16 protein-coding genes are annotated in these 19,652 nt (G+C 67.5%); 8 read left to right on the top strand and 8 right to left on the bottom strand.

The genetic code is table 11. The annotated features are described in order from the left end of the window. Nucleotides 1–85 precede the first annotated feature (85 nt). Both ACFWBU_RS10120 and ACFWBU_RS10115 read right to left on the bottom strand, forming a co-directional pair. On the bottom strand, nucleotides 86–1,168 hold the full coding sequence (locus tag ACFWBU_RS10120) for an isochorismate synthase MenF (RefSeq protein ID WP_169622146.1): 1,083 nt from the start codon (nucleotides 1,166–1,168) through the stop codon (nucleotides 86–88). Nucleotides 1,169–1,201: 33 nt separating this feature from the next. After that, a complete protein-coding gene (locus tag ACFWBU_RS10115; RefSeq protein ID WP_169622147.1) occupies nucleotides 1,202–1,669 on the bottom strand; it encodes a universal stress protein in 468 nt (155 codons plus the stop codon). A 162-nt stretch (nucleotides 1,670–1,831) separates the two neighbouring features. Between ACFWBU_RS10115 and ACFWBU_RS10110 the strand changes: the two genes are divergently transcribed. After that, a complete protein-coding gene (locus tag ACFWBU_RS10110) occupies nucleotides 1,832–3,004 on the top strand; it encodes a glycoside hydrolase family 3 N-terminal domain-containing protein (RefSeq protein WP_378528173.1) in 1,173 nt (390 codons plus the stop codon). Between the two features lie 75 nt (nucleotides 3,005–3,079). Beyond that, on the top strand, nucleotides 3,080–3,688 hold the full coding sequence (locus tag ACFWBU_RS10105) for a TetR/AcrR family transcriptional regulator (RefSeq protein WP_169622149.1): 609 nt from the start codon (nucleotides 3,080–3,082) through the stop codon (nucleotides 3,686–3,688). Nucleotides 3,689–3,758: 70 nt separating this feature from the next. On the opposite strand, the gene ACFWBU_RS10100 is transcribed toward ACFWBU_RS10105, so the two are convergent. Together ACFWBU_RS10100 and ACFWBU_RS10095 are read right to left on the bottom strand one after the other, a co-directional pair. Next, nucleotides 3,759–4,616, bottom strand: coding sequence for a MaoC family dehydratase (locus ACFWBU_RS10100; RefSeq protein WP_378528172.1), 858 nt, complete (start codon nucleotides 4,614–4,616; stop codon nucleotides 3,759–3,761). Then, on the bottom strand, nucleotides 4,616–5,962 hold the full coding sequence (locus ACFWBU_RS10095; protein WP_378528171.1) for a 3-oxoacyl-ACP reductase: 1,347 nt from the start codon (nucleotides 5,960–5,962) through the stop codon (nucleotides 4,616–4,618). The genes ACFWBU_RS10100 and ACFWBU_RS10095 overlap by 1 nt, the downstream gene beginning before the upstream one ends. Before the next feature lie 108 nt (nucleotides 5,963–6,070). On the opposite strand from ACFWBU_RS10095, the gene ACFWBU_RS10090 reads away from it, so the two are divergent. The 4 genes from ACFWBU_RS10090 to ACFWBU_RS10075 all read left to right on the top strand — a co-directional run bounded on the left by ACFWBU_RS10090 (nucleotide 6,071) and on the right by ACFWBU_RS10075 (nucleotide 12,785). Then, nucleotides 6,071–7,384 (top strand): acetyl-CoA C-acetyltransferase, encoded by a 1,314-nt coding sequence (locus ACFWBU_RS10090; RefSeq protein WP_378528170.1) that lies wholly within the window; start codon nucleotides 6,071–6,073, stop codon nucleotides 7,382–7,384. Nucleotides 7,385–7,601: 217 nt separating this feature from the next. Continuing rightward, nucleotides 7,602–10,124, top strand: a complete 2,523-nt coding sequence (locus ACFWBU_RS10085; RefSeq protein WP_378528169.1) for a VanW family protein — start codon at nucleotides 7,602–7,604, stop codon at nucleotides 10,122–10,124. 68 nt (nucleotides 10,125–10,192) lie between these two features. Continuing rightward, complete coding sequence (locus ACFWBU_RS10080; RefSeq protein ID WP_378528168.1) at nucleotides 10,193–11,623, top strand: aldehyde dehydrogenase family protein; 1,431 nt, start codon at nucleotides 10,193–10,195, stop codon at nucleotides 11,621–11,623. A 46-nt stretch (nucleotides 11,624–11,669) separates the two neighbouring features. After that, on the top strand, nucleotides 11,670–12,785 hold the full coding sequence (locus ACFWBU_RS10075) for an NDMA-dependent alcohol dehydrogenase (protein ID WP_169651470.1): 1,116 nt from the start codon (nucleotides 11,670–11,672) through the stop codon (nucleotides 12,783–12,785). A gap of 88 nt (nucleotides 12,786–12,873) precedes the next feature. On the opposite strand, the gene ACFWBU_RS10070 is transcribed toward ACFWBU_RS10075, so the two are convergent. Together ACFWBU_RS10070 and ACFWBU_RS10065 are read right to left on the bottom strand one after the other, a co-directional pair. Next, nucleotides 12,874–14,709 carry an acyl-CoA dehydrogenase gene (locus ACFWBU_RS10070; protein WP_169622156.1) on the bottom strand — a complete coding sequence of 612 codons (1,836 nt, stop codon included), beginning with the start codon at nucleotides 14,707–14,709 and terminating at the stop codon, nucleotides 12,874–12,876. 98 nt (nucleotides 14,710–14,807) lie between these two features. Continuing rightward, a complete protein-coding gene (locus ACFWBU_RS10065; protein WP_169622157.1) occupies nucleotides 14,808–15,416 on the bottom strand; it encodes a cyclopropane-fatty-acyl-phospholipid synthase family protein in 609 nt (202 codons plus the stop codon). 162 nt (nucleotides 15,417–15,578) lie between these two features. Here ACFWBU_RS10065 and ACFWBU_RS10060 point away from each other — a divergent pair, with 162 nt between their 5' ends. Next, a complete protein-coding gene (locus ACFWBU_RS10060) occupies nucleotides 15,579–16,601 on the top strand; it encodes a beta-ketoacyl-ACP synthase III (RefSeq protein ID WP_378528167.1) in 1,023 nt (340 codons plus the stop codon). Between the two features lie 3 nt (nucleotides 16,602–16,604). Further along, the gene (locus ACFWBU_RS10055) at nucleotides 16,605–17,324 is read left to right on the top strand and encodes an HNH endonuclease family protein (protein WP_296549890.1); all 720 of its coding nucleotides are present in this window, start codon (nucleotides 16,605–16,607) and stop codon (nucleotides 17,322–17,324) included. 10 nt (nucleotides 17,325–17,334) lie between these two features. Here the strand turns inward: ACFWBU_RS10055 and ACFWBU_RS10050 are convergent, their stop codons facing one another. Together ACFWBU_RS10050 and ACFWBU_RS10045 are read right to left on the bottom strand one after the other, a co-directional pair. After that, a complete protein-coding gene (locus ACFWBU_RS10050) occupies nucleotides 17,335–18,681 on the bottom strand; it encodes a cytochrome P450 (protein ID WP_378528166.1) in 1,347 nt (448 codons plus the stop codon). 122 nt (nucleotides 18,682–18,803) lie between these two features. Beyond that, nucleotides 18,804–19,538 (bottom strand): SDR family oxidoreductase, encoded by a 735-nt coding sequence (locus ACFWBU_RS10045; RefSeq protein WP_169622161.1) that lies wholly within the window; start codon nucleotides 19,536–19,538, stop codon nucleotides 18,804–18,806. Between the last annotated feature and the right edge of the window lie 114 nt (nucleotides 19,539–19,652).

Here is a 19,652-nt window from a genome sequence, read left to right as displayed (position 1 = left end):
CATCGTTCGTAACGCATGTCATATTGCTCGCGCCAAACTATCACCCCGGCGCGCGATGTCCGACCGCCTGCACCCCGAGAAGGATCTAGACGCCGAGCGAACCCAGCAGCGTGCGCAGCTTCGCGGTGGTTTCGTCGAGTTCCGCGTGCGGATCGGAATCGGCGACGATCCCCCCGCCTGCCCACGCGACCGCCCGCCGGCAGTCCGAACTCAGCTCGGCGCAGCGGATCGCGACGAACCAGTCGCCGTCACCGTCGGCGTCGCACCAGCCGACCGCGCCGCCGTAGAACCTGCGGTCGCCCTCGACCCGCGCGATGGCGTCCATGGCTGCTTCGGTGGGCGTACCGGCCACGGCGGGGGTGGGGTGCAATGCGGCCGCGAGGGTGAGCGCGTCCGTCTCCGGGTCGCGCAGCGTCCCGGTGATGGGGGTGGCCAGGTGCCACACATCCGGCGTGGAGGTGAGCTCGGGGGTTTCGGGGATCTGCAGGTCGCGGCACAGCGGCGCGAGACGGGCACGGATCCACTCGACGACGTACCCGTGCTCGGCCAGGTTCTTCGCCGACCCCAGCAGTTCCTTGCCGGCGCGGCGGTCGTCGTCGGGGTCGTCGCACCGCGCCGCCGTCCCGGCGAGTGGCCGGCACGTGACGGTGTCCCCCCGGCGGCTGACGAGCAATTCGGGGCTCGCACCGACCAAGGTGTGTCCCCAGAATCGTTCACCCGCCGCACTGAGATCGACCGCGAACGTCGCCGCGTCGGGATGCCGCTCGATCATGCGGGTGGCGAGGGTGAGCGGGTCGATGGGTGCGTCGGCCTCGAGGGCGACCCTCCTGGCCGCCACGACCTTGTCGAATTCGCCGAGTTCGAGCCGTTCCACCAGTGCGCGGACCCGCGCGACATGCACGCGCGGCAGCGGAAGCTCGGTGGTCCGGTAGACGTCCGGAAGGTCGGGGAGGTCGTCCGGCGCGGCCCACGGTCCGTCGGTGACGTCGGTGTGTTCCGGCTGGGCCAGCGCAACCGGTCGTGTCGGGTCGAACGGCAGGGCGCCGACGACGATGTCGGCGTCTCCGCGGTGCAGGGCGCGAGACGCGGACGCGACATCGTCGAAGAGACGACGCGTGCCGGTGGCGTGCACGGTGCGATCGGCGCGGGAAAGCAGAAAACCGTCCATGGTGATTCGACGATATTCCTGCGCGCGCCGCGCTCAGCGTCCAGGTGGCACGATCAGCACGGGACGGTGACTGTGGCGCAGGACGTGGTCGGCCACCGAAGACTGCAGCAGCGAGCGCAGGCCCGTGGTGCCACGCGTGCCCGCGACGATGATGTCGACGTCGAGTTCGTCCGCCGCTTCGACGATGGCAGCCCACACCGCGTTGACCACCTCGACGGTGCGTCCCTCGGCCTGCAGCCCGAGGGAGTTGGCGAGTGCGAGTCCTTCGTCGTTGGTGACCTTCGCATCGGTCAGCGCGATGTCCTCACGGTCCTCGTCCGGAACCCATTCCGGTTGCATGACGCCGGAGAGTCCCGACATGCGCGCCGCCTGCCGCACCATCGGCTCCCAGGCTGTGACGACCACCGCTCGGCACGACTCGAGGAACCGCCCCGCGTACTGCACGGCGCGCTTGGAATTCTCGGACCCGTCGTAGGCGATCAGGATCAGATCTGCGGCCACCGGGCACCTCCTGTGTCGAGTGATACGGGGTCGAGTGGAGTCCGGGTCTGCCCGGGAAGGCCTCTACGACTGCGGGATGCGGCACGAATGCTCGGGTGCACCTTAGCGTGCGACGACCGGCTGCGGGAGGGTTCGTCGCGGCGGTCCGCTACCGTCGGAACGATGCGGACCCGCCACACGCTCGCCGTCGTTCTCACCGCTGCACTCGCAGCCGCGGGATGCGGCGCGAACGACACCTCCGATGTCTCGACCACCAGCGGAACGGATGACACCGCGACGTCCGAGTCGAGGACCGCCACCTCGTCCGCGGAGGCCCTTCCAGCTGCGCCACCGGCGTGCGGCGACGATCTGCTCGCCTCGCTCACGGGCAGGCAGAAGCTTGCGCAGTTGCTCAATGTGGGAGTCACCGGAGCGGACGACGCACGTGCGGCGGTGCAGTCCGAACAGATCGGCGGCATCTTCATCGGTAGCTGGACCGACCCCGCAATGCTCGCCGAACGGCAGGTTCAGGGTGTCGCGGCGCAGAGCACGCTGCCGTTGATGGTCACCATCGACGAGGAGGGCGGACGGGTGTCGCGTGTCGGGGCACTGCTCGGCACCGATCCGTCGGCGCGCGTCACCGCCGAGACCATGACGGTCGAGCAGACCTATCAGATGGCACTCGAGCGTGGACGGGAGCTGCGCGAGCTCGGTATCACCGTCAACTTCGCTCCCGACGTCGACGTGAGCAGTCAGCCCGACGACTCGGTCATCGGCGACCGTTCGTATTCGTCCGACCCGCAGGTGGTCGTCGAGTACGCCGGCGCCTACGCGCAGGGTCTCCGCGATGCGGGCATCATGCCGGTGCTCAAGCATTTCCCGGGCCACGGGTCGGCGTCGGGGGATTCGCACACCGGTGCTGTCACTGCTCCGCCGCTCGAGCAGCTGGAGCAGAGCGATCTCGTGCCCTACCGGGCACTGGTCGCGCCCGATGTCGCCGTCATGCTCGGGCACCTCGATGTTCCGGGACTGACGGGCGGGTTGCCGGCCAGCATCAGCCCGGAAGCGGTGGAGCTGTTGCGGTCGGGCTCGTACGGAGCACCCGAGTTCGACGGGGTGATCTTCACCGACGATCTGTCGGGGATGCGGGCGATCACCGACACCTACGACATCACCGAAGCGGTCGAGGCTGCGCTGGTGGCCGGCGTCGACCAGGCGCTGTGGCTGACCACGGACGAGGTCCCCGAGGTCCTCGACCACCTCGAGGACGCCGTGGCGGCGGGGGAACTGCCGCAGTCGCGGGTGGACGACGCCGTCCGTACGGTCGCTCGGGCCAAGGGCGCCCTGGACTGCTGATACGCATGTTCGCGCCTGTGCGCAGACTTCCCTACCGTAGAGTAAGAAACCGATTCGAGGAGGTGGGGAGGGTCGATGGCCGGCGGAACCAAACGATTGCCGCGCGCGGTGCGGGAGCAGCAGATGCTCGATGCCGCGGTGGACGTTTTCTCCGAGAACGGTTTCCACGACACCTCCATGGATGCGATCGCAGCACGGGCATCGATCTCGAAACCGATGCTCTACCTCTATTACGGCTCGAAGGACGAGTTGTTCGCCGCGTGCATCAGCCGCGAGGGGCAGCGTTTCGTCGAAGCACTCACCCCGGCCGGCGATCCGTCGCTGTCGCCGCGTGAGCAACTGCGGGTCGCGCTCGAGTCGTTCCTCGGCTTCGTCGACCAGCACCGCAGTTCGTGGATGGTGCTCTACCGCCAGGCGCTTGCGCAACAGGTCTTCGCAGGACAGGTGCGGGGCAGCCGGGATCGGCTCATCGAACTCACCGCACATCTGCTCGAGTCGAGCACCCGGGACCCCGAACCGGGGACGGACTTCACGATCATGGCTGTCGCGCTGGTCGGTGCGGGAGAAGCGGTAGCCGACCGGATCGCGGGGGGCGAGATCGACGTCGCGAAGGCCGCCGAACTCCTCGACAACCTGGCATGGCGCGGTCTCGCGGGCAGAAAACGCTCGGATCCGCCGGGCTGAAACACCGCCGGATGTCGGAGGGCAGGTGCCGGGACGCCCCCATCGCGTCCCGGAACCTGCCCTCCGATCGTCAGCGCAGTGTTGCGGTGAGGTGTGGGTAGAGCTTCTTCGGATGGCGAAGCGAGATATCCCAGCCGTCGGCGTCGCGCCGCGCGTAGAGATTCACGGTCGCCGGAAGAAGTACCGGTTTACCGAATTTCACCGCGTAGGTCACTGCTCCGGGGACCTTGCCCTCGACGGCGCGTAATGCTGCCGCCGCACTCCACATTCCGTGGGCGATGGTCTTCGGGAAGCCGAAGGCCTTGGCGCCCAGGGTCGAAACGTGGATCGGATTCCGGTCTCCGGATACCGCAGCATACCGGGAGATGACCTTCTGATCCACCCTCAGTGTGGAAGTCGGGACCGGCGGAATTTCCACCTCCGGTGGGTCCTTCCTGGGCTGCCCCGACAGTGAAGTCCGTTGCTGATGAAGGAACGTGGAGGTCTGGCGCCACACCGGTTCCCTGCCGACCGCGACCTCGCTCACCACGTCGACCAGCAGACCCTTGCGGTGTTCGCGCATGTTCTCCGCGTGTACCCGCACGTCGAGCGGTTCGGTGACGGAGATGGGCCGGTACTGTTCGATCACGTTCTCGGCGTGTACCGAGCCGACGGCTGCGAACGGAAACCCTTTGGACACCATGAGTTTCATGACCACCGGGAAGGTGAGCATGAACGGGTAGGTGAGCGGCAGGGTGTCGCCGAACGTCAGCCCGCACACCTTGGTGTACTCGGCGAGGTTGTCCGGATCCACGCGCAGACCACGAAGGACGAGCGTGTCGTCGGGCAGCGTGTCGCCCTTGGCTCCCACGACCGGAAGTGCCGACAGCACAGCACGGCCGTAGACGCCGAGAACCGAAGGGCTCGAATCGAGTTCGATGACCGCCATCAGGCCCCCAGCATGGACTGACCGCACACGCGGACGACCTGGCCGGTCACGGCGCTCGACGCGGGGCTCGCGAACCACGCCACGGTTTCCGCGACGTCGACCGTCTCGCCACCCTGCTGCAACGAACTCATCAGTCGTCCGCCTTCGCGGGTCGCGACCGGGATGGCCGCGGTCATCGCGGTCTCGATGAAGCCCGGGGCGACGGCGTTGATCGTGATGTTCTTCTCGGCGAGGACCGGAGCGGTGGCCTGGACCAGTCCGATGACCCCGGCTTTGGACGCACCGTAGTTGGTCTGGCCACGATTGCCGGCGATCCCCGCGATCGAGGAGACATCCACGACGCGGCCGCCCTCCTTGAGCGCGCCCTTCTCGACCAGGACATCGGTGATCTTCTGGGGTGCAACGAGATTGACGCCTATGACGGCGTTCCACCGGGCGTCGTCCATGTTCGCGAGCAGCTTGTCGCGGGTGATGCCCGCGTTGTGCACGATGATGTCCGCTCCGCCGTGGCGTTCGAGAAGGTGCGCCGCGAGCTTGTCGCCTGCGTCGGGCGCGGTCACGTCGAGGGCGAGCGCAGTGCCGCCGACCTTGTTGGCGGTCTGCGCGAGTGCTTCCCCGGCCGCGGGGACGTCTGCCGCGACAACCGTGGCGCCGTCGCGCGCAAGGACCTCCGCGATGGTGGCGCCGATGCCGCGCGCCGCACCGGTGACGACGGCGACCTTTCCGGCGAGGGGCTTGTCCCACGACGCCGGAGCGGTCGCGTCGCCGTCTCCGATGCGGATGACCTGACCGTCGACGAAGGCGGATTTCGCCGAGAGCAGGAACCGCAGGGTCGATTCGGCGCCGGACAGTCCGGTCGACGCCTTGGGCGAGACGTAGACGAGTTGGGCGGTCGCACCGCGGCGAAGCTCTTTCGCGAGGCTGCGGGTGAATCCTTCGAGCGCGCGCTGCGCGATGCGTTCGTCTACCGACGACGCGTCCTCGGGTGTGGTGCCGAGAACGACGACGCGCCCGCTCGGGGCCAGGTTTCGGATCGCGGGCTGGAAGAAGGTGAAGAGCTGTTCGAGGCCCGCGGAGTCGGTGATGCCCGTAGCGTCGAAGACGAGTCCGCCGAACGAGGTGTCGGCGGGGTCGGCGATCGGGTAGTCGCTCAGCAGCGACCGGATCGGCTCGACCAGCCGGCCGTTGCCGCCGACGAGGAGAGGCCCGGGGAGTGCGGGTTCGCCGGGCTGGTAACGCCTGAGCTTCTCCGGCTGCGGCAGGCCGAACTGCTTGGCGAGGAAAGATCCGGGTGCGGACGAGATGAGCTGGGCGTAGAGCTTCGGAGCGCCCTTGGCTTCTGCCACGGTTCCACCTTCTTCTTTTCGGTCGTCGATGCAGTGGTCGACAACAAACTTACCCGTGAGTAAGAATAGTAACCAGAATTCGAGTCCATCTGAATCCGGGAGACACCAGTGACCACCAAAGCCCGTTCCACGCAACAGCGCCGTGTCGCCGTCCTCGGGGGCAACCGGATCCCGTTCGCACGGTCCGACCGCAAGTACGCGCGCGCATCGAACCAGGACATGTTCACCGCGACACTCGACGGTCTCGTCGGTCGCTTCAACCTCCAGGGCGAACGCCTCGGCGCCGTCGTCGGTGGCGCCGTTCTCAAACACAGCCGAGATTTCAACCTCGTCCGGGAGTCGGTCCTGGGCAGCGCACTCAGCCCGTACACGCCCGCATGGGACCTCCAGCAGGCCTGCGGCACGGGCCTGCAGTCGATCATCTCGGTGGGAGACGCGATCGCGGCGGGCCGCATCGAGGCCGGCATCGGCGGTGGCGTCGACACCACCTCCGACGCACCCATCGCCGTGAGCAACGAACTCCGCGAATTCCTGCTCTCGCTGAACCGGGCACGCGGCACCGGAGCTCGCGCCAAGCTGCTCGGCAACGTACGTCCGTCGATGCTCGGCATCGAGATCCCCCGCAACGGCGAACCCCGCACCGGTCTGTCGATGGGTGAGCACGCCGCGATCACCGCCAAGGAATTCGGAATCCGGCGCGAAGATCAGGACGAACTGGCCGTCGCGAGCCACCGCAACATGGCCGCGGCCTACGATCGCGGATTCTTCGACGATCTCGTCACCCCGTTCCTCGGCCTCACCCGCGACGACAACCTGCGGCCCGATTCGTCGGTCGAGAAGCTGTCGACGCTCGAGCCGGTGTTCGGCAAGAAGCTCGGCGACGCCACCATGACGGCGGGCAACTCCACTCCTCTCACCGACGGCGCCTCCGCGGCGCTGCTGTCCAGCGAGGAGTGGGCGGCGGAACGGAAGCTTCCGGTCCTCGCGTACCTGGTGGACTCCGAGACGGCTGCGGTCGACTACATCCACGGCGGCGACGGGCTGCTCATGGCCCCCACCTATGCGATTCCGCGTCTGCTGCAGCGCAACGGGCTGACCTTGCAGGATTTCGACTTCTACGAGATCCACGAGGCATTCGCATCCGTGGTGCTCGCCACGCTGCAGGCATTCGAGTCGGAGGATTACTGCAAGGGCAAGCTCGGACTCGACGCACCGCTCGGATCGATCGACCGCAGCAAGCTCAACGTCAACGGTTCTTCACTCGCGGCCGGGCATCCGTTCGCGGCGACCGGGGGGCGCATCGTGGCGGCGCTCGCCAAGATGCTGCACGAAAAGAAGCAGGAGACCGGACAGCCGGTCCGCGGCCTCATCTCCATCTGTGCTGCCGGCGGCCAGGGCGTGACCGCAATTCTCGAGGCGTAGACCACACCGAACAAAAAAACCCGGTAGGTCTGTAACGCCTCGGCGAGCACAGCGATAGACCGGTCGACCCCGTGTTGCTGCCTGACCCCCGACCTGGTAGCAACACGGGGTTTCTGCATTCCGGCCGCAGCGCGGTGAAACCGGGGAACTACTCTGGGTGTGGTAACCGGCGCACGGGGTTTCCGTCCCGGCGCGCCCAGTTGGTGAAGGGATTTGGGTGAGCGGCACACACGGGACCGACGGCTCCGAACACGAGAACGACGACGTTCGACCGGCCGAGCCCGATTCGCGGGGTTCGTCGGCAACCGAGGCAGACAGTTCGTCGGCTCCGACCGAGCAGTTCGCTGCTTTTTCGGCGCCGCGGGTCCCGGAGACTCCCCGTGAAGAGCCTGCCGGTACCGGTACCGGCACCGAGCCGCCGGAGCCTGAGACGCCGCACTCCGGCACACCGCAGCCCGAGACGTCTCGGGCCGGCACCTCCCAGCCTGAGACGGCAAAACTCGAGACCGCGCGCCCCGAAGCACCGCGCCCCGAGACAGCACGGCCCGAGGCGGACCCGTCCGAAGCGGCCACGGCGGTGATTCCGGTGGTGACACAAGCCGGCCGCGGCGACGCGTCCACCGCCCGTATCCACCGCTCGTCGGATGCCTCGTCCCCGAAGCCGGCCGGAAGTACACCGCTGCCCTCCTCGGCTCCGGATTCCCGCAACGCGCCGCCCCCGGCGTCGCCTCCTACACCGCCGCCCGGGTCACCGCCCCCGGTCGCGCCTCCGGCCGGCGGCAACTCCGGGTCGTCCGGCGACGGATCGGGCTCCTGGTGGTCGGGAGTGCCCAGGCGAACGGTCGCGCTCGTCGTCGGCGGAGTCGTCGCCCTGCTCGCCGTGCTGTACGTCGCAGACCTCGCGGTCAGTTCCGGCAAGGTGCCGCGCGGCGTCACCGTTGCCGGCATCGAGATCGGCGGGGAGTCGCTCGACGAGGCGGAAGCACACCTGCGTCAGGTGCTCAGCGAGCGCCTCGACGAGCCCGTCCCGGTTGTCGCCGGGGAGACGAGCGGGGAAATCGTGCCTGCTCAGGCCGGGATCGGTATCGATTGGGAGGCGACGCTCGACCGCGTCGGAGCCCAGCCCCTGAACCCCTTCACGAGACTCGCCTCCTTCTTCGGCGACGAGGAGATCGGCGTCGTCTCCACCCGAGACGACGCAACGCTCGCCGTCGCCATCGACGAGTTCACGGCGGCCGCCGCGTATTCGCCGCGCGAGGGCAACATCGTGTTCGAGGGCGGCACCCCCGTCCCCGTCACCCCACAGCCCGGTCAGCGCGTAGATGTCGCTGCCGCATCCGACGTGTTCGCCGAGCGCTGGGCATTCGGTGAAGTGTCGCTGCCGGTCGAGCAGGTCGATGTCACGGTCACGCGTGAAGGCCTGGACCGTGCACTCGCCGACATCGCGGTTCCGGCGGTCTCCGCCGACCTCGTCGTGCGCGGCAAGGACGGGACGACGGCGACCCTCGCACGCGACCAGGTCGGTGCGGTGCTGTCGTTCGCGCCGGACGGTAAAGGCGGATTGACGCCGGAATACCATCCCGAGGCGGCCGTCGAGATTCTCGCGCCTCAGCTCCGGCCGACTGAAACCGAGCCCCGCGACGCCCGGATCGAGATCCAGGGTGGACGTCCTGCGGTGGTGCCCGGTGTGAAGGGCGAACTCGTCGACTGGGCAAAGACCCTCGAAACGTTCCCCGAACTGCTCGCCGTCACCGACGACCGGGTCGTCGACGCGGTCTACCAAACCGTGGACCCCGCGCTCACCACCGAGGCAGCGGAGAAGCTCGGCATCAACGAGGTCATCGGGGAGTACACGACCGGCGGTTTCGAATACGCCTCCGGTGTCAACATCCGCCTGGCCGCCGCAGAGATCAACGGTGCGGTCGTGAAACCGGGAGAGACCTTCTCTCTCAACGGGTACACCGGCCCCCGCGGCGCAGCGGAGGGCTATGTCGAATCGGGCATCATCGAGGCGGGACGCCCCGGCAAAGCGGTCGGCGGCGGCATCAGCCAGCTCGCGACCACGCTCTACAACGCGTCCTACTTCGCGGGCATGGAGGACGTGGCCCACACCGAGCACAGCTACTACATCTCCCGCTATCCCGCCGCCCGTGAGGCCACTGTCTTCGAGGGTGCGATCGACCTGCAGTTCCGCAATCCGTTCGAGACGGGCGTGCTCATCCAGACGATCACCACCAGTTCCGACGTGACGGTGCGTCTGTGGGGAACCAAGACCGTGGACGTGCAGTCGATCACGGGTGAGCGGACGAACTTCACCACGCCGAACACCATCACGTTGCCTGCCGGCCCCGGCTGCATCGCGTCGAGCGGCGCCAAGGGATTCACGGTCTCCGATACGCGCGTCGTGACCGACGCAAAGACGGGTGCGCAGATTTCGAACACGACGCGGACGGTGCGCTACGACCCGGTGCCGATCGTCAAGTGCGTCGAGCCCGACGACAAGGACGGTGCCGACTCCGAAGGTGATCAGGGCACGGGGGGCGACGCGCCCGCTCCGGCGAGCCCGGCGCCGGCGCCGGCACCGGCGTCGTCGACGCCCGCGAGCGCTCCGGCCGGAGAAGCGCCGGCGCAGGCGCCTGCGGAGAGCACTGTCTCCGATGCGGCCGACCCGATCGCGGAGCCGGAAGCCGCGGCGCCCGCGCGGAGACAGCCCGAGTCCGTGACCGCACCCGGGAACTGAGATTCGGCCGGTCCCGCTGAGCGAGATTCCATGTCGAGGAGTGTGACGCCGCTCATAGCCTCGGCGGCATGACCACACACATCAGCGCGGAGTCGCCGGCCGGCGAGCTTCTCGCAGATCAGCAGGCCGAGTTCCGTTCCCATCGGACGAGTTCTCCCGCGGAACGCCGGGCCCGCATCCAGCGGGTGATCGACATGCTCGTCGCCCGCTGCGACGAACTGGTCGAGGCGATCGACGCCGACTTCGGTGGACGTCATCCGGGCTACACGACCGTCAACGACGTGCTCGGCTCGGTGACCGCTCTGAAGTACGCGCGCGATCACCTCGACGGCTGGATGCAGCCGGAGCAGCGGACGGTGTTCGCGCCCTACGACCAACTCGGTGCCACCGCTGCGATCCATTACCAGCCCAAGGGCTCGGTCGCGATCATCGGAACGTGGAACGCTCCGGTCTACACCCTGATGGGCCCACTCGCCGGTGTCCTCGCAGCCGGCAACCGCGCGGTGCTCAAACCGTCCGAGGTGGTCCCGCGCACCGCGCAGGTGCTGGCCGAGGCGACCGCCGAGTTCCTCGATCCCGTGGACGTCGCGGTGGTCACCGGTGGCCCGGATGTCGCGCGGTCCCTCACGTCGCTGCCCTTCGACCACATCGTCTTCACCGGTGGTGTGGCCGCCGGTCGCTCGGTGCTCGAGAACGCTGCCCGCAACCTCGTCCCGGTGACCCTGGAACTGGGCGGGAAGTCGCCGGTGATCATCGGGCGCTCGGCCGACCTCGACACGGCGGCGTTCCGTATCGCGGTTGCCAAGGCCACCAACGGCGGTCAGCTCTGCGTCAACGCCGACACCGTGTACGTGCCCGCCGAATCCCTCGAGTCGTTTGTTTCGGCGATAACCCGGTCCTACGCGGAGTTGCTGCCCACGGTGGCCGGAAATCCGGACGCCACCGCGATCGTCGATGACCGGCATGCCGCACGGATCGACGGATACGTCAGCGAGGCAGCAGGACTGGGCGCACGAGTCGAGGTGGCTCCGGACGAGCCGATCAGCACCGAGGAACGCCGTCGGCCGCTGCGCTTGGTGCTCGACCCGCCAGAGTCTGCGGCGATCTCGCGGGAAGAGATCTTCGGACCCGCCCTGGTGGTGCGGACATACGACGATCTCGCGCACGTCCTCGACACCGTCAACTCGGGTCCGAAACCCTTGGCGCTGTACTACTTCGGGAGGGACGCCGACGAGCAGCGCACCGTCGTCGACGGCACCACGTCCGGTGGCGTCACGATCAACGACGTGCTGATGCACGCGGGGATGCTCGACGCGCCGTTCGGCGGTGTCGGTGAATCCGGGATGGGTCACTACAGCGGTCGCGAAGGATTCCTCGAATTCAGCCACAGCCGAACAATTTTCGAGTCACCGGAACATGATCCGCGCCGCGAGTGGGGAATGTTGCCGCCGTACGGCGAGGGATACCGCGCCGCGATGGCGGCTCAGATCACCCCGTGACTGCCCGGCTACCCCACGCTCGCCCCCACCCCGAGGAGAACACCTGATGAAGACCCGTGGCGCGATTATCCGCACAGCACCCGGTACCTACGAGATCGCCGACCTCGAGTTGGACGAACCGCGCCACGGCGAACTGATGGTCCGGATGGTGGCCGCCGGGCTGTGTCATTCCGACGACCACATCGCCACCGGTGACCACGCGGTCGGCAGTTACCCCATCTGCGGCGGTCACGAGGGTGCCGGTGTGGTGGTGCAGGTCGGACCCGGCACCACGGGATGGAGCGAGGGCGACCATGTGGTGTTCTCGTTCCTGGCTGCGTGCGGACGGTGCCGCTGGTGCGCGAAGGGCCTCCAGAACCTGTGCGATCGAGGTGCGGCGATCATGACCGGCAGCCGCCCCGACGATCCGGCGAGCTTCCGGCTGAGCCTCGACGGCGTCGAGGTCGCACAGACGTGCGGCCTGTCCACGTTCAGCGAATACACCACCGTCAGCGTCGATTCCGCGATCAAGGTGGACAAGGATCTCCCGCTCGACAAGCTGTGCCTGCTCGGCTGCGGTGTCGGCACCGGATGGGGCGCGGCGGTCAACTCCGCAGAGGTGTATCCCGGGCAGACCGTCATCGTGCAGGGAATCGGCGGAATCGGCATCAACGCCGTGCAGGGAGCCGCGCACGCCGGAGCGGCCCACATCATCGCCGTCGACCCGGTGGAGTTCAAGCGCGAGAGTGCACTGCGGTTCGGTGCGACCCATGCCGTCGCGGGTATGACGGAAGCTACCGAGATCGCGCGCTCGTACACCAACGGGCAGGGCGCCGATGCCGCGATCGTCACCGTGGGCGTGACGACCGGCGAGCACATCGCGGAGGCGTTCTCGTCGATCCGGAAGGCCGGCACCTGTGTGGTGACCGGTCTCGGGAAGATGACCGACTTCGGGATCCCCATCAGCGCCATGGAATTGGTGCTGTACCAGAAGCGACTCCAGGGCTCGTTGTTCGGCGCCTTCGCGCCGACCGCCGACATCCCTTGGATGATCGACCTCTACACCTCGGGCAAGCTCATGCTCGACGAGCTGGTGACGTCCACCTACAAGCTCGACGACATCGCCCAAGGCTTCACCGACATGCACGAGGGCAGGAATCTGCGCGGGGTGGTCGTGTTCTGATCGAGCGGTAACCGGACGACAGTGGCTCCCGCCGATAATCGGCGGGAGCCACTGTCGTCTCGTTGTGTCCTCGGGTGTTACGCCGGGATCAGAATGCGGCTTCGTCGAGCTCCATGATGTCGAGGTCGACATTGGCGATGACGTTGCGCGACGTGGTCAGCTGCGGCAGAACGTTCTTGGCGAAGAACGACGCTGCGGCGACCTTGCCTTCGTAGAAGGCCTTGTCCTTGGCGTCCGCACCGGCGTCGAGCGCGGTGAGTGCGATCTCGGCGTGCTCGAGCAGCAGCCAGCCGATCATCAGGTCACCGAAGGACTCGAGGAAGCGGACCGATCCGAGACCGACCTTGTACAGCTCGGTCGGCTGCTCCTGCGCACCCATGAGGAACTGGGTGAGCGTCGCGACCATGGCCTGCGTGTCGTCGAGGGCGGTGGCGAGCAGTGCACGCTCCGCCTTGAGACGGTCGTCGCCGCTCTCGCGCTCGAGGAACTTCTTGATCTGTCCGGCCACGTGGGCGAGAGCGACACCGCGATCGCGGGCGATCTTGCGGAAGAAGAAGTCCTGCGCCTGGATGGCGGTGGTGCCCTCGTACAGCGAGTCGATCTTCGCGTCGCGGATGTACTGCTCGATCGGGTAGTCCTGGAGGAAGCCGGAACCACCGAAGGTCTGCAGCGAGTCGGTCAGGTACTGGTAGGCCCGCTCCGAGCCACAGCCCTTGACGACCGGCAGAAGCAGGTCGTTGATGCGGTGGGCGAGGCCGGCGTCGGCGCCGGAGACCTGCTCGGCGACAACGTCGTCCTGGTGTGCGGCGGTGTAGAGGTACACGGCGCGCAGGCCCTCGGAGTACGCCTTCTGCATCGCGAGCGAGCGGCGCACGTCGGGGTGGTGCAGGATCGACACGCGCGGGGCGGTCTTGTCGGACATCTGGGTCAGGTCGGCGCCCTGGATGCGGTCCTTGGCGTACGCAAGTGCGTTCTGGTAGCCGGTCGACAGGGTGGCGATGGCCTTGGTGCCGACCATCATGCGAGCGTGCTCGATGACGTCGAACATCTGCGCGATGCCGTTGTGGACCTCACCGACGAGCCAGCCCTTGGCCGGGACGCCGTGGCCACCGAAGGTGAGCTCGCAGGTCGCGGAGGCCTTCAGACCCATCTTGTGCTCGACGTTGGTGACGAACACGCCGTTGCGGTCGCCCATCTCGCCCTTCTCGAAGTCGAAGTGGAACTTCGGGACGAAGAAGAGCGACAGGCCCTTGGTGCCGGGGCCGGCGCCCTCGGGGCGGGCGAGGACGAGGTGGAAGATGTTCTCGAACAGGTCGTCGGAGTCGGCCGAGGTGATGAAGCGCTTGACGCCCTCGATGTGCCACGAGCCGTCGTCCTGCTTGATCGCCTTGGTGCGGCCCGCGCCCACGTCGGATCCGGCGTCGGGCTCGGTGAGCACCATGGTGGCGCCCCAGCCGCGTTCGACACAGGTGGCGGCCCACTGCTTCTGCTCGTCGGTGCCGTTCTCGAACAGCACGCCGGCGAAGGCGGGACCTGCTGCGTACATGAATGCGGCGGGCTGCGCGCCGAGCATCATCTCGTTGACCGCCCACAGGAGCGCGCGCGGCGACTCGGTGCCGCCGAGCTCCTCAGGGATGCCCATGGACCAGTAGCCGGCATCCCACCACGCCCGGAACGCCTTCTTGAAGCCCTCGGGGATGGACACCGAGTGGGTCTCCGGGTCGAAGACCGGGGGAGTGCGGTCGGTTTCCGCGAATGCCTCGGCAGCGGGACCCTCGGCGAGCGCCTTGACCTCGGAAAGGATGCCGCGCGAGGTCTCCTCGTCGAGGTCGCCGAACGCACCTGTTTCGAGGACCTTCTGAATCTGCAGGAACTCGAAGAGATTGAACTCGAGGTCGCGGAGGTTGCTCTTGTAATGGCCCATGTCTGATGTCTCCCGGGGGTGTGGTGCGGTCCAGTTGGATCAAGTACCGCCCAAGCTTATTACTCGTCGGTAACATCTCTATGTTACTCGTCGGGCAACTAACTTCCAAGACTGACTTTGCGTGCCACCACCAAGGCATCGACGGCAGTTCCCGCTTCCGTTTCGCGGTGCCTGCGTTCGGCAACCTCGATATCGAGTCGGCCGTCGATGTCGTTCACGACATCTGTTGGTGTGTAGAGGATCTCGGCATCCTTGGGGCCTCCGACTCCATGCTGGAGATTTGTCGAGTCGTGGCCGAGAAATATGAGGATTCCGTCAGGTTTCAGCGAACTGACGGCTTTGTCGACGAGTGCTTTCCGTTGCGACGGAGGGAAATGCAGGAATACCGAGAGGATCAAGTCATACGTGCCGTCGAAGGTGTCGGAAATCACATCGGAGAGCTGATATCGCAACCGGTCGCGCGATCTCTTGGGCGCCTGCGCAGCGATTCGGCGGGCCTTGTCCAGCGCCACGGCCGAGAAGTCGGTGCCGACCACCTCCCAGCCGCGCGTCGCGAGCCATAACGAGTGGCGGCCCTCCCCGCAGCCGAGATCGAGCGCGCGCCCGTGCGGCAGCGACGTCGCGAACTCCACCACCACCGGGTTGGGCGGAGCGCCCCACACCAGTTCCGAGGATTCGTACCGGTCGTCCCAGTCCTGTGCGTCCATACCGGCACGGTAGCGACCGGGCGCGATACCGGCTCCGACGAGGTGCGATACCACTGGGCGCGGCCTGCCCGGACCCCGTGCTGTGACATTTTCGTAACCCGCGCTACCGTGTCTCGATGCGGCGCACTGATGAGCAGTGCCCGAGGAGGAGGAGTTCGCCTGATGGGTGCACAGATCGCCGTCCCCGCCACGCTGAGGAACAGCGCGCTTCTCGGGTTGGGTGTGCACAGGCCCGAGCGGGTCGTCACCAACGCGGAGATCTGTGAACAGATCGATTCCAGCGACGAGTGGATCCAGTCGCGATCCGGAATCAAGGAACGCCGTTTCGCGAAGGCGCACCCCGAAGAGACGATCGTGGACATGTCGGTCGATGCCGCCTCGAAGGCGCTCGACGCAGCCGGACTGAGCGGCCCGCAGATCGACACCGTCATCATCGCGACCTCCACCTACGGCTTCCAGACGCCCCAGGCCGCCGCGCTCGTCGCGGACCGCCTCGGTACCGGCGGCGCCGCCGCCCTCGACATCCAGGCCGGTTGCGCAGGCTTCTGCTACGCGTTGGGTGTCGCATCCGACCTGGTGCGCGCCGGGACCGCGGAGAAGGTGCTCGTCGTCGGTGTCGAGCGAATGAGCGACGCCACCGAACCCACCGACCGCTCCGTGCGATTCATCTTCGGTGACGGTGCGGGCGCGGTCGTCGTCGGTGCCTCCGACGAGGTCGGTGTCGGCCCCACGGTGTGGGGATCGGACGGTTCGCAGGGCAACGCCATCCGCCAGGAGCCCGACTGGGTCGACTTCGCCCAGAACCCGCAGCAGAAGCGTCCCTGGATCATCATGGAAGGCACCGCGGTGTTCCGCTGGGCAGCCTTCGAGATGAGCAAGTACGCCCGCCAGATCGCCGACAAGTCCGGGGTCGCTCTCGCCGACCTCGACGCGTTCGTGCCGCACCAGGCGAACCTGCGTATCAACGACGTCATCGTCAAGCAGCTCGAGCTTCCCGAGTCCGTGCAGGTGGCCGACGACATCATCGAGACCGGCAACACCTCTGCCGCGTCGATCCCGCTGGCGATGGAGAAGATGCTGCGCACCGGTCAGGTCGAGGCGGGCGACACCGCCCTTCTCCTCGCGTTCGGTGCCGGCCTGTCCTACGCCGGCCAGATCGTGAAGATGCCTCCGCTGGCGCAGTAGTACATGGCCCGTACAGGACAGCCGTCGATTCCTCGATGGCTGTGGATTCTGTGCTTCATCGCGGTCTCGATCGCGGTCGTCGTCCTCGAACCCGTCGTCACCGACGAGTCGGGGGCAGCGGAGCCGCCGGTGGGGATTGCCACGGGAGGCGACCCCACGGCGGTCCTCGCGGCGCTCTCGGCGCTGCCGGTACGCGCCGCCGATCCTCAGGACGGCTACAGCCGTGAGCTCTTCGGGCCCGCCTGGACCGACAACGTCACGGTCGGGTTCGGCCGCAACGGCTGCGACACCCGCAACGACATTCTCAAGCGCGACCTCGTCGACATCTCGCTCGAGCCCGCCACGAAGGACTGCACGGTCCGGACCGGCACCCTGCGGGATACGTACACGAACCTGGAGATCTTCTTCCGACGCGGCACCGACACGTCCTCCGCGGTGCAGATCGACCACATCGTGGCCTTGTCCGACGCCTGGAAGAAGGGTGCCCGCTACCTCGACGACCAGGCGCGTCGCAACCTGGCCAACGATCCGCGCAATCTGCAGGCGGTCGACGGCCGCACCAACCAGTCGAAAGGCGACTCCGACGCCTCCGCCTGGCTGCCACCGAATGCGGGCTATCACTGCGACTACGTGGCGCGGCAGGTCGAGGTGAAGGTCGAGTACCGGCTGTGGGTCACCCCGGAAGAGCGCGACGCCATGGCCCGCGTTCTGTCGTCGTGCTGAAGCGGAGCGGTCACCTGGCGCGGAGGTTGATCGGCCCTCCGTCGTCGGGAAACGGCAGTGACGTGAAGTTCATCGGTGCGACGTAGTCGGCGGGTACGTCCCACTCGTACCGGAGCAGCAGGTGGTGCAGCACCGACTTGATCTCGGCGCCCGAGAAGTGCTGCCCGAGACAGCGGTGCACGCCACCGCCGAAAGGCGTCCACGCGTGGGGATGGACGCGGTCCTCCCGCCGTTCGGGAGCGAACCGCTCGGGGTCGAAACGTTCGGGATCCGGCCACAATTCGGCCATGTGGTGGCTGTAGTGGACACCGACGTTGACGAGCGTGCCCTTGGGAATGAAATGCCCCAGGATCTCGGTGTCGGCCCCTGCCCGGCGCACGACGCCGGGTACCGGCGTGACCAGGCGCTGGCACTCCTTGATCACCAGATCGAGCGCGGTGAGGTCGTCGAGTTGCGCGAAGACGGGCGTCGCGGTGCCGAGCGCTTCGGATTCCTCGCGGCACCGCTGCTGCCACTCGGGGTACTGGCCGAGATATTGCATCGCCGTCGAGAGCGTGATGGTGGAGGTGTCGTGTGCTGCCATCATCAGAAAGATCATGTGGTTGACGACGTCGTCGTCCGAGAACCGTTCCCCGTCCTCGGACTCCACGTGGCAGAAGACCGAGAAGATGTCGTTGCCCTCGGCTGCGCGCCGTGCGGGCAGGTAGCGGCGGAAGAACGCCTCGAGCCGCTTGCGTCCCTGGATGCCCTTGCGCCACCTGCTGCCGGGCAACGGATAGCGGACGATCGCGGTCGCCGCCTGTACGCACCCGATGAAGGCGCGGTTGACCTCCTGCATCTCCTGGTCCGACGATCCCTCGGCGCCGCCCATGAAGATCTCGGTGGCCAGACTCAGGGTGAGTTCCTTGAGCGCGGGGTAGGCCCGGAAGCCGTCACCGGGGACCCAGGTCTCGAGCGTGCGTTCGATCGACGGATGCATCGCGTCGGTGTAGAGCGCGAGGCGGTCGCGCGTGAAGGCTTTCGCCATGATCCGGCGATGCGCGGTGTGTTCGTCGCCGTCCATGAGCATCAGTCCGCGGTCGAAGAACGGGCCGATCAACGCGCGCCATCCCGGGCCGCTCTGCAGGGCGCGGTCGCGGTTCTGCAATGCCGCTCCCACGGCGTCGGGCCCGATGAGCACGACCCACGGGCGCCCGGCGAACCGGAACCACGACACGGGGCCGTGCCGGTGGAACCGCTTGTCGTAGGCCTTGATCGGGTCCCGCATGTAGTCCAGCGCGTAGCCGATGTACGGGAGTCCGCTGTCGCCGGGGACGGGCTCGAGACCGGGCGGCGGGGGAGCGAGCATCTTCGTCACGGGGTACATCTCCCGTCGGGTCGGGATCTGACTCTGGCTGTGGTCAGATTACTGTAACCCGCATCACACCGAGTGTGGCGTTCGATCGATATCCGCGTGCGACCGCAGTACTCCGGGCACGCTCAGCCGGCCTGGTCGGAGGGGCGGAGAAGGATCTCGTTGATGGTCAGATGACGGGGACGGGTGAGCGCGAAGACGATCACGTCCGCGATGTCGGGTGGCTCCACCGTGGAGGCGTCGTAACCCTGTTGCACGACCTGCCGGGTCGCGTTGTCGGTGATGTGCGTCGGCAACTCGGTGTCGACGATTCCGGGCTCGATGAGCATCACGCGCACGTCGGGGTGCAGTTCCTGGCGCAGTGACTCGGACCAGCCGTTGATTCCCCACTTCGTGGCGGCATAGACACCGTTGGTGGGCCGGGCGGTACGTCCGGCAACCGAGGAGATGTTGACGAGGTCCCCGCCACCGTCCCGAAGCTGCTCGAGGAAGACCTCGGTGGTCGTGATGGCCCCGAGCAGGTTGACCTCGATCATCCTGCGGTAGTCGTCGTGAAACTTCGGCGAGAACGGTCCGAGCAGCATGACGCCCGCGTTGTTGATCAGGACGTCCGCTCCGCCGAACTCGTCCTGCACCCGCTGAGCAGCGGCGACGAGGGAATCGCGGTCGGTCACGTCGGCCCGGATCGCGAGCGCACCGCTGCCCAGGTCGGCCGCGAGAGCTTCGATCCGGGCGAGGCGACGTGCGAGCAGCGCGACGCGGAAGCCCGCGCCCGCGAGGGCACGTGCGGTCGCGGCACCGATGCCGGACGACGCGCCGGTTACCACCGCCACGCGGCCCGAGTTCGAGGATTCGGTCATGAATCGGTCCCTTCGTGGGTGACGCTTCCATCAGACCACCGTCCGGGCGCCGGGGTCTGCGAAATCGCCCGGCCGACGCACGTCGCGGAGATGTACGTGACCGCCGACACATGC

It is taken from the genome of Rhodococcus sp. NPDC060084, assembly GCF_042730335.1.
Taxonomy (GTDB): Bacteria; Actinomycetota; Actinomycetes; order Mycobacteriales; family Mycobacteriaceae; genus Rhodococcus.
Note: the sequence above shows the minus strand (reverse complement) of the source record. Positions and strands in the feature narration are given on the sequence as shown.

Coding starts and splice junctions, on each gene's coding strand:
- ACFWBU_RS10120 (WP_169622146.1), bottom strand. CDS start 1,168: ATGGACGGTTTTCTGCTTTCCCGCGCCGATCGCACCGTGCACGCCACC.
- ACFWBU_RS10110 (WP_378528173.1), top strand. CDS start 1,832: ATGCGGACCCGCCACACGCTCGCCGTCGTTCTCACCGCTGCACTCGCA.
- ACFWBU_RS10105 (WP_169622149.1), top strand. CDS start 3,080: ATGGCCGGCGGAACCAAACGATTGCCGCGCGCGGTGCGGGAGCAGCAG.
- ACFWBU_RS10100 (WP_378528172.1), bottom strand. CDS start 4,616: ATGGCGGTCATCGAACTCGATTCGAGCCCTTCGGTTCTCGGCGTCTAC.
- ACFWBU_RS10080 (WP_378528168.1), top strand. CDS start 10,193: ATGACCACACACATCAGCGCGGAGTCGCCGGCCGGCGAGCTTCTCGCA.
- ACFWBU_RS10075 (WP_169651470.1), top strand. CDS start 11,670: ATGAAGACCCGTGGCGCGATTATCCGCACAGCACCCGGTACCTACGAG.
- ACFWBU_RS10070 (WP_169622156.1), bottom strand. CDS start 14,709: ATGGGCCATTACAAGAGCAACCTCCGCGACCTCGAGTTCAATCTCTTC.
- ACFWBU_RS10065 (WP_169622157.1), bottom strand. CDS start 15,416: ATGGACGCACAGGACTGGGACGACCGGTACGAATCCTCGGAACTGGTG.
- ACFWBU_RS10060 (WP_378528167.1), top strand. CDS start 15,579: ATGGGTGCACAGATCGCCGTCCCCGCCACGCTGAGGAACAGCGCGCTT.
- ACFWBU_RS10055 (WP_296549890.1), top strand. CDS start 16,605: ATGGCCCGTACAGGACAGCCGTCGATTCCTCGATGGCTGTGGATTCTG.
- ACFWBU_RS10045 (WP_169622161.1), bottom strand. CDS start 19,538: ATGACCGAATCCTCGAACTCGGGCCGCGTGGCGGTGGTAACCGGCGCG.